The following is an 8351-nucleotide window of genomic DNA, read 5'->3' as shown; positions in this document are numbered from 1 at the left end:
TCGGGGTGTGTGTGGTAACCACACCGATACCGGAGGTCCTCACCTACTTCCGCTCACCACGCCGTTCACAACCTGTCAAAGAGTTACAGCTAGGGCGTCTGCGCGGTCGATCCGGCCATCGATGCGGACCCCGACCCCGACATCGCCACCGGGTCGTCGTCCTCCCACAGCAGCAGTTGACGAACCGCGGGGCGCGGACCGTAGGGCCGCAGCATCGTGCTGGCCGGGCGCGGGCGCACCCGCTGCGGCCACCAGAACCAGCGCCCGAGAAGCCTTGCGACAGAAGGCGTCATGAACGAGCGAACGATGAGCGTGTCGAACAACAGGCCGAGTCCGATCGTCGTCCCGATCTGGCCGAGCACCTGAAAACCACTGAACACGAACGCACACATGGTGACGGCGAAAACGATGCCGGCCGAGGTGACGACGGAACCGGAGCCGGCCATCGCCCGGATGATGCCGGTGTTCAGCCCGGCATGGATCTCCTCCTTGAAACGGGAGATCAACAGCAGGTTGTAGTCGGATCCGACCGCCAGCAACAGGATCACCGCCAGCGCGAGCACGACCCAGTACAGCTGGATGCCGAACATGTACTGCCACACCAGGACTGACAGCCCGAACGAGGCCCCCAGCGACAGGGCCACCGTGCCGACGATCACCAGCGCCGCGATCAGGCTGCGCGTGATGATCATCATGATCAGCAGGATCAGGCTCAGCGCGGCGAACGCCACGATCATCAGGTCGTACTTGGCGCCATCCTGGATGTCCTTGTACGTCGCCGCGGTCCCGCCCACGTAGATGCCCGCACCGGCCATGGGGGTGCCCTTCAGGGCCTCGTGCGCGGCCTTCGTGATCGGATCGATGTGCGAAATGCCCTCGGGCGTCGCGGGATCGCCTTCATGCGTGACGATCATCCTGGCGGCCTTGCCGTCCGGCGAAAGGAACAGTTTCAGCCCGCGCTTGAAGTCGGGGTTGTTGAATACCTCGGGTGGCAGGTAGAAGGTGTCGTCGTTCTTGGCCGCGTCGAAGGCGCGCCCCAACGCCGTCGCGTTGTCGATCGCAGCCGCGGTCTGCGCGTAGATTCCGGACAGCGTGGCGTAATTCGCCAGCGTCAGATCGCGATTGGTCTGCTGGCTCTGGATCTGCGGCGGGATCAACGCCGTCAGCTTGGGCTGCAGCGCGTCGAGCTTGTCGAGCGAGGCCGTGAGGTTCTCGAACTTCTCGGTGAGCTGGTCGATGCCGTCGAGGGCGTCGAACAGCGATCGGAACGCGAAGCACACGGGAATGTCGTAACAGTGCTTCTCCCAATAGAAGTAGCTGCGCACCGGCCGGAAGAAGTCGTCGAAGTTCGCGATCTTGTCACGCAGATCCTGGATCGTGGCGAGCGTGTCGTGAAAGTTCACCGTCTCGTCGTGGGTGGTGCCGGCGAGCTGCTGCTGCAGCGTGTACTGCTGCTTGAGGATGTTGATGGTCTTGGTCAGTTCGTTGGCCTGCTTGAGGGCGTCGTTGGCCCGATCCTGTTGGTAGGTCAGGTTCTGCTGCTGCGCCGCACTGGAATTGCTGACGACGAACGCGAGCGAACTGTGCACGAGCGGGGTGCCCAAGGGCCGGGTGATGGTCTGCACCTGCGCGACCCCGGGAACGTGGAACACCGCCTTGGCCACTTTGTCCAATACGAGCATGCTCTCCGGGTTACGCATGTCGTGATCGGTTTCGACCATCAGCAGCTCGGGCTCCAGCCGGGCCCGCGAGAAGTGCTTCTCGGCGGCGGTGTAGCCGACGTTGGCCGGCGCGCTGGCCGGCATGTAGGGGCGGGTGTCGTAACTCGTCTTGTAGCCGGGCAGGGCGATCAGGCCGACCAGGGCCAGCGCGCACGCCGCCGCGAGCACGGCGCCGGGCCAGCGGACGATGGCGGTGCCGATGCGCCGCCAACCGCGGGTTCGTATCGCCCGCTTGGGGTCGAAGATCCCCACCATGGCACCCAGGGTGAGGATCGCCGGCCCCAGGGTGAGCGCGGCGAACAGCGCGACCAGGATGCCCAATGCGGCTGGTATGCCCAGACTTTGGAAGTACGGCAATCGGGTGAAACTCAGGCAGGCCACCGCGCCGGCCACGGTGAGCCCGGAGCCCAACACGATGTGCGTCGTGCCGTGATACATCGTGTAGAAGGCCTTTTCGCGATCCTCACCGGTGCCGCGCGCCTCCTGGTAGCGGCCGACGAAGAATATCGCGTAGTCCGTTCCGGCCGCGATCACCAACAGCGTCAGCAGATTCGTCGCGTAGGTCGACAAGCCGATCACGCCGGCATTACCCAGGAGCGCGACAAGGCCTCGGGCGGCCGACATTTCGATGAGCACCGTGGCGAGCACCAGCAGCGTGGTGAGCACCGAGCGGTACACGAAGAACAGCATCAGGGCGATCACCCCGATGGTGATCCCGGTGACCTTCGCGGTGCCCTTGCTGCCGACGTCGAACTGATCGGAGATCAGCGGCGCCGCACCGGTGACATAGGTCTTGACGCCGGGCGGCGGCTTCATGCGCTCGATGATGTCGCGCAACGCCCCGACGCCCTCGTTGGCCAACGCCGAGCCTTGATTGCCGGCGAGGTTCACCTGCACGTAGGCGGCCTTGCCGTCGCTGCTCTGCGATCCCGCCGCGGTCAGGGTGTCACCCCAGTAATCCTGGACATGCTGGACGTGTTTGTGGTCCTGCTCGATCCTGCGGACCATCTCGTCGTAGAAGCGGTGGGCGTCGGCGCCCAGCGGCTTGTCGCCTTCCAGAACGATCATCGCCGAGCTGTCGGTGTCGAATTCTCCGAACTTCTCGCCGATGCGCTTGACCGCCTTGAGCGACGGCGCATCTGGCGAGTTCAGCGCCACGTTGTGGGTCTTGCCCACGTCTTCCAGTTGCGGCACCGCGATGTTGGTGAAGGCGGCGAGCGCGACCCAGAACAGCAGGATCGGCAACGCGAGCCGGCGGATGGTGCGCGGCACGAACGGTCGCGGCTGTTGATCGTTGCTCATCCAGATTTATCCAGACAGAAGGTGTAGGCGTCGACTTTGTTGACGGTGCGTTGGTCTTTCACTTCTCCGTTGACAGTGATGCGGCAGCCCAGGGTGTCCCCGTTGCCCTGCGCGACGACGTTGCCGATCACCGCGGGCTCGGTCGTGGTGATGGTGAACGACCACGGCAGGGGCGCGTCCTTGACCTGCTGCGGCTGGGCGTTGACGTCGAGGTAGTTGATGGTCGCGGTCGCGCCCGGTGCACCGAAAACCTCGAGCACGACCTGCTTCGGGTTGAAGGGGACGATCTCGTTGGACAGGCCGCTGTTGGCCGACGTGCTGCTGTGCGACCACAAGATTCCGTGCAGGCGATAGATTCCGAATCCGGCGAGGACGACGACCACCACGGCGACGAGCACCATCCACCCCCGCTTCACCAGGGGCGCGATCGAAAAGCCTTTCACCCGTTAGCCTTTCGAAGTTCGGGCGACACGATTCCACGCAAGCCAAACACGGCCGCCAACACCGTGAGTGTGATCGACAGCTATGACAGTACGGTACGGGACCGTACTGTACAAGAGACGCGCGCGTACATATTTTCCGGCGGGCGCCGGCGCTGGCATGCGGCGTCTTACTCCGCCGACCTGGTCAGGCCGGGGATGAGGAACCCATCGACGAACGCTTCCACGGTGCGTCGAGTGGGGGGGCGACCGGGCAAGATCGACCGAAAGATGAGGTAGCCGGGCAGCAGGTCCCAGAGTTCGTCGGTGATGACGCCTTCGGTGATCTCGCCCCGATCGACGGCCTGATGCAGCACGTGCTGGATGAGGGCTTTGCGCTGCTCGAGGAATTGGTGCTGCATGGCGTCGTTGAGCGCGGGGTGGCGCGAGACCTCAAACATCACCGCCCGGATGGTGCTGGCGTGCTGCCCGGCCTCGCGGCAAATCGTCTCCCCCAGGCTGAGCAGGTCGCCGCGCAACGTGCCGGTATCGGGCGGGACCGCCACCTGGCGGACGCCTTCGATGAAGGCGGCCAGCACCAGTTCGGCTTTGGAGGGCCAGCGCCGGTAGACCGTGGCCTTGCTGGCGCGCGCGGCGTTGGCCACCGCGTCCACCGTCAGCTGGTCGTAGCCGTGTTCCTGCAGCAGCGCCAGGGTCACGGCCAGTATCTCGGCCTCGCGCGGCGACCACGGCGACGCGTGCTCGCACCGGTCGGCCGTCTGGGTCATAGAGCCCACGATAGAGCCGCTCGGGCAATGCGGACCACTTTCGGCGCAGTCGGCCCCACGAATGTCAACCCGTCAGCGGGCGAACATCAGCGCGCGTTCGATGTCGGCGAGCAGGTCGTCGGTGTCTTCGATGCCCAGCGAGATGCGCGCGAATCCGTCGGCGACCGGATCTCCCCAGCGGGCCCGGCGGTCCACGGAAGTGTGCAGGCCCCCGAAACTGGTGGAGGCGATCAGCAGTTCGCTGCGGTCCACCAGCGCGTGTACCGCGCCCGCATCGGCCAGTTCGACGGAGACCAGCGCCCCGAATCGGCGCATCTGGGCCATGGCCACCGGATGCGCCGGGTCGTCGACCAATCCCGGGTAGCGCACCGACCGCACCGCCGGGTGGCCGGCCAGCATGATCGCCAACGCCCGCGCGTTCTGGCATTGCCGTTCGAAGCGCAGTCCGGCAGTTGCCATGCTGCGCAACAGAAGCCACGCCTCGAACCCGCCCAGGATCGCGCCGGTGAGCAGCCGGTGTCGCTCCACCGCGGCCAGCAGCTCGGGCCGGCTGGTGGCGACGTAGCCGGCCAGCAGGTCGCCGTGACCGGACAGGGCCTTGGTCGCGCTGGCCACCACCGCGTCGGCGCCCAACGACAGCGGCTGCTGGCCCAGGGGTGTGGCGGCGGTGTTGTCGACGACCAAGCGCGCGTTGCGGTCCCGGCAGATGCCGGCCAGCCGGTGCACATCGATCACGTCCAACGCCGGGTTGGTCGGCGTCTCGGCGAGCACCACGTCGGCGTGCGCGGCGGCGTCGTAGATCTGGGCGCTCGACGCCTCGACGACCGTCACACCGGCGAGCACCAGGTCTTCGCGGGCGTAGCGGCGCACCTGGTAGTAGCCGTCGGCCGGCACCACCACCGTCGATCCGGGCGTCGCCAGCGCCCGCAACACGGCGGCGATGGCCGCCATGCCCGAACCGAACACCCGCGCGTCGGTGGCTTCCTCCAGCTCGGCGAGCGCCGACTCCAGTTGCCGCCAGGTCGGATTCGAGCTGCGCCCGTAGTTGTCCAAGGAACTGGTTTCATCGGCGTCCAGGTGATAGGTGGCGGCGAGCACCGCTTGCGGCGCCACCGGTTGACCCGGAATGGCTTGAGAATCAACGGCTTTCAGGCTGCGTGTGGAATCACCGTACCGATTGCTCATCGCTCAGTCCGCCGGGGCTTCGGACGGGCCCTCGGCGAGCAGCTTGCGGAAGCCGTCCTCGTCGAGAACGGGCACCCCCAGCTCGATCGCCTTGTCGTACTTGGACCCCGGCGAATCCCCGGCCACGACGTAGTCGGTCTTCTTCGACACCGAGCCGGCGGCCTTGCCCCCGCGCGTCAGGATCGCCTCCTTGGCGTCGTCGCGGGAAAAGCCGCTGAGCGACCCGGTGACCACCACCGTCAGCCCCTCCAGCGTGCGCGGCACGCTGGTGTCGCGCTCGTCGGCCATCCGCACGCCGGCCGCGCGCCACTTGTCGACGATCGCGCGATGCCAGTCGACGGTGAACCATTCGGTGAGCGCCGCCGCGATCGTCGGACCGACGCCTTCCACCGCGGCCAGCCGCTCGGTCGACGCCGACATGATCGAGTCCAGGTCGCCGAACTCGGTCGCCAGAGCGCGTGCGGCCGTCGGCCCGACGTGCCGGATCGACAGCGCCACCAGGACACGCCACAGCGCCACCTTCTTGGCCTTGTCCAGGTTGTCCAACAGCCGCTTGCCGTTGGCGGACAGGGCGCCGGCCTTCGTCCGGAACAACTCGGTGCGCAACAGGTCGTCCTCGGTGAGCGTGAAAAGGTCGCCCTCGTCGGCGATCACCCCGGCCTTGAGCAGCGCGATGGCCGCTTCGTAACCGAGTCCCTCGATGTCGAACGCGCCGCGACCGGCGACGTGAAACACGCGCTCCCGCAACTGCGCCGGACACGACCCGGCATTCGGGCAGCGGATGTCGGCGTCGCCCTCCTTGGCCGGCGCCAACGTGGTGCCGCACTCGGGACACGCGGTGGGCATGACGAATTCGCGTTCGGAACCGTCGCGCAGGTCGACGACGGGGCCGAGCACCTCCGGGATCACGTCGCCGGCTTTGCGGATCATCACGGTGTCGCCGATCAGCACGCCCTTGCGTTTCACCTCGGCGGCGTTGTGCAGCGTGGCCAGCCCCACGGTCGACCCGGCCACCTTCACCGGGGTCATGAAGGCGAACGGGGTGACGCGTCCGGTGCGCCCGACGTTGACGCGGATGTCGAGCAGCTTGGTCTGCGCCTCCTGCGGCGGGTACTTGTAGGCGACGGCCCAGCGCGGCGCGCGGGAGGTGGTCCCGAGGCGGCGCTGCAACGCGACGTCGTCGACTTTGACCACCACGCCGTCGATTTCGTGCTCGAGGTCGTAGCGGTGCTCACCCCAGTAGCCGATCCGTTCCTCCACCGCGGCGAGGCCGCGCACCCGCGCGGTCTGTTCGGCCACCGGCAGCCCCCAGGCGTTCAGCGCGGTGTAGGCCTCGTGCTGGGTTTTCGGTGCGAATCCCTCGGTGCGGCCGATGCCGTGGCAGATCATCCGCAGCTTGCGCCGGGCGGTGACGGCGGGATTCTTCTGGCGCAGCGAGCCCGCGGCGCTGTTGCGCGGGTTGGCGAACGGCGCCTTGCCGTCTTCGACCAGGCTGGCGTTGAGCGCTTCGAAATCGGAGAGCAGGAAGAACGCCTCGCCACGCACCTCGAGCAGCGCGGGAACCGGGAAGTCCTTGCTGGCGGACAGCCGCTCGGGGACGTCGTCGATGGTGCGCGCGTTGAGCGTCACGTCCTCCCCGACCCGGCCGTCGCCGCGGGTCGCGGCGCGTTCCAGCCGGCCGTCGCGGTACACCAGCGCCAGGGCGACCCCGTCGATCTTGAGTTCGCACAGGTAGTACGGCTCCTTGCCGACCTCGGTCTCGACGCGGTTGCTCCAGGCCACCAGCTCGTCGCGGTCGAAGACATCGTCCAGGCTCAGCATCCGTTCCAGGTGCTGGGCCTCGCCGAACTCGGTGGCAAAACCCGCCCCGCCGACCAGCTGGGTCGGGGAATCGGCCACCCGCAGCTCGGGGTGGCGCTCCTCCAGCGCGAGAAGCTCGTTGAACATCGCGTCGAAGTCCGCGTCCGAGATGATCGGGGCGTCCTTGATGTAGTAGCGGAACTGGTGCTCACGGACCTCTTCGGCGAGGTCCTGCCACTGCCGGCGAACCTCGGGCGATACCGAATCAGGTTCTGCTGCGCTCACCTTGGCAGGCTATCCGAGGACACCGACGCGAAACCGGGCGCGCTCAGTCCTCGTCCTCCACGAAGGCCCGCAACCGATGCACCGCGGCGTCCCACCGCCGGGACAGCTGACTCAGGTAGTCGCTGGCCGACGCCAGCGGCTGGGTCTGCACCGTCCAGACCCGCTCGCGGCCCCGCCGGCTGCTGCTCACCAGTCCTACGGACTCCAGCAGCTGCAGGTGCTTGCTGGCCGCTTGCCGGGTGACCGGGATGGCGCCGGTGACCTGCGACGTCGAACTGGGGCCCTGATCGCAGAGCCGCACGATGATGCGCAGCCGGTTGGGATCGCCCAGCGCGTCGAAGAGCGGCGCGTCGACGGCGACGTTCATACCCGCACGCCTTCGATGTACCTGCGCACCAGCGTGGTCTGGATCGCCCAGCCCTCGCCGTTGGCCTCGAACGCTTCCCCGCGGCGCGCCTCGGGAATCGCCTCGAAACCCGATTCGGTAATGGTCAGCAGCACGCCGTCGGGCCGCTCGGACAGGGTGAACTCGACCAGGGTGGTCGGCTCGTGGTCGTAGTCGACCCCCGCGTCGACGGCGAACGGATGCCAGCGGTAGGCGAACCGGCGCCGCGGCTCGAGGGCGACGATCTGCCAGGTGCTGCGCACCCCGGCGTGCGGCTCCTGGCGCTTGGCGACCTCACCGTCGACGACGGTCGGGCTGATCGCCGCGGTCACCGACGTCCCGGCGACGAACGGCCCGTCGAAGCGCACCCCGAACCAGCGGCCGAACTCCTCGGCGTCGCTGATGGCCCGCCACACCCGCTCCAGCGGCGCGCGCAGCACCACGTGCTTCTCGATCTTCATATGCA

Annotated in this window: 7 protein-coding genes; all 7 read right to left on the bottom strand. The window is 67.5% G+C overall.

The annotated features are described in order from the left end of the window. Positions 1–89: 89 nt before the first annotated feature. Positions 90–3023 (bottom strand): MMPL/RND family transporter, encoded by a 2934-nt coding sequence (locus tag ACYQ8K_RS24305; RefSeq protein ID WP_459973029.1) that lies wholly within the window; start codon positions 3021–3023, stop codon positions 90–92. Further along, on the bottom strand, positions 3020–3466 hold the full coding sequence (locus tag ACYQ8K_RS24300; RefSeq protein ID WP_459973027.1) for an MmpS family transport accessory protein: 447 nt from the start codon (positions 3464–3466) through the stop codon (positions 3020–3022). The genes ACYQ8K_RS24305 and ACYQ8K_RS24300 overlap by 4 nt, the downstream gene beginning before the upstream one ends. A gap of 167 nt (positions 3467–3633) precedes the next feature. Further along, on the bottom strand, positions 3634–4242 hold the full coding sequence (locus tag ACYQ8K_RS24295; protein WP_459973035.1) for a TetR/AcrR family transcriptional regulator: 609 nt from the start codon (positions 4240–4242) through the stop codon (positions 3634–3636). A 60-nt stretch (positions 4243–4302) separates the two neighbouring features. Further along, entirely contained in the window at positions 4303–5415 is a 1113-nt protein-coding gene (locus ACYQ8K_RS24290; protein WP_459973025.1) for a cystathionine gamma-lyase, read from the bottom strand. Between the two features lie 3 nt (positions 5416–5418). Continuing rightward, positions 5419–7500, bottom strand: coding sequence for an NAD-dependent DNA ligase LigA (ligA, locus tag ACYQ8K_RS24285; RefSeq protein WP_459973023.1), 2082 nt, complete (start codon positions 7498–7500; stop codon positions 5419–5421). 43 nt (positions 7501–7543) lie between these two features. Continuing rightward, a complete protein-coding gene (locus ACYQ8K_RS24280; protein ID WP_459973021.1) occupies positions 7544–7867 on the bottom strand; it encodes an ArsR/SmtB family transcription factor in 324 nt (107 codons plus the stop codon). Then, positions 7864–8346 (bottom strand): SRPBCC family protein, encoded by a 483-nt coding sequence (locus ACYQ8K_RS24275; RefSeq protein ID WP_459973019.1) that lies wholly within the window; start codon positions 8344–8346, stop codon positions 7864–7866. Before ACYQ8K_RS24275 ends, ACYQ8K_RS24280 begins: the two co-directional genes overlap by 4 nt. Positions 8347–8351 lie beyond the last annotated feature (5 nt).

The sequence above is a fragment of the Mycobacterium sp. MUNTM1 genome (assembly GCF_054660795.1).
Note: the sequence above shows the minus strand (reverse complement) of the source record. Positions and strands in the feature narration are given on the sequence as shown.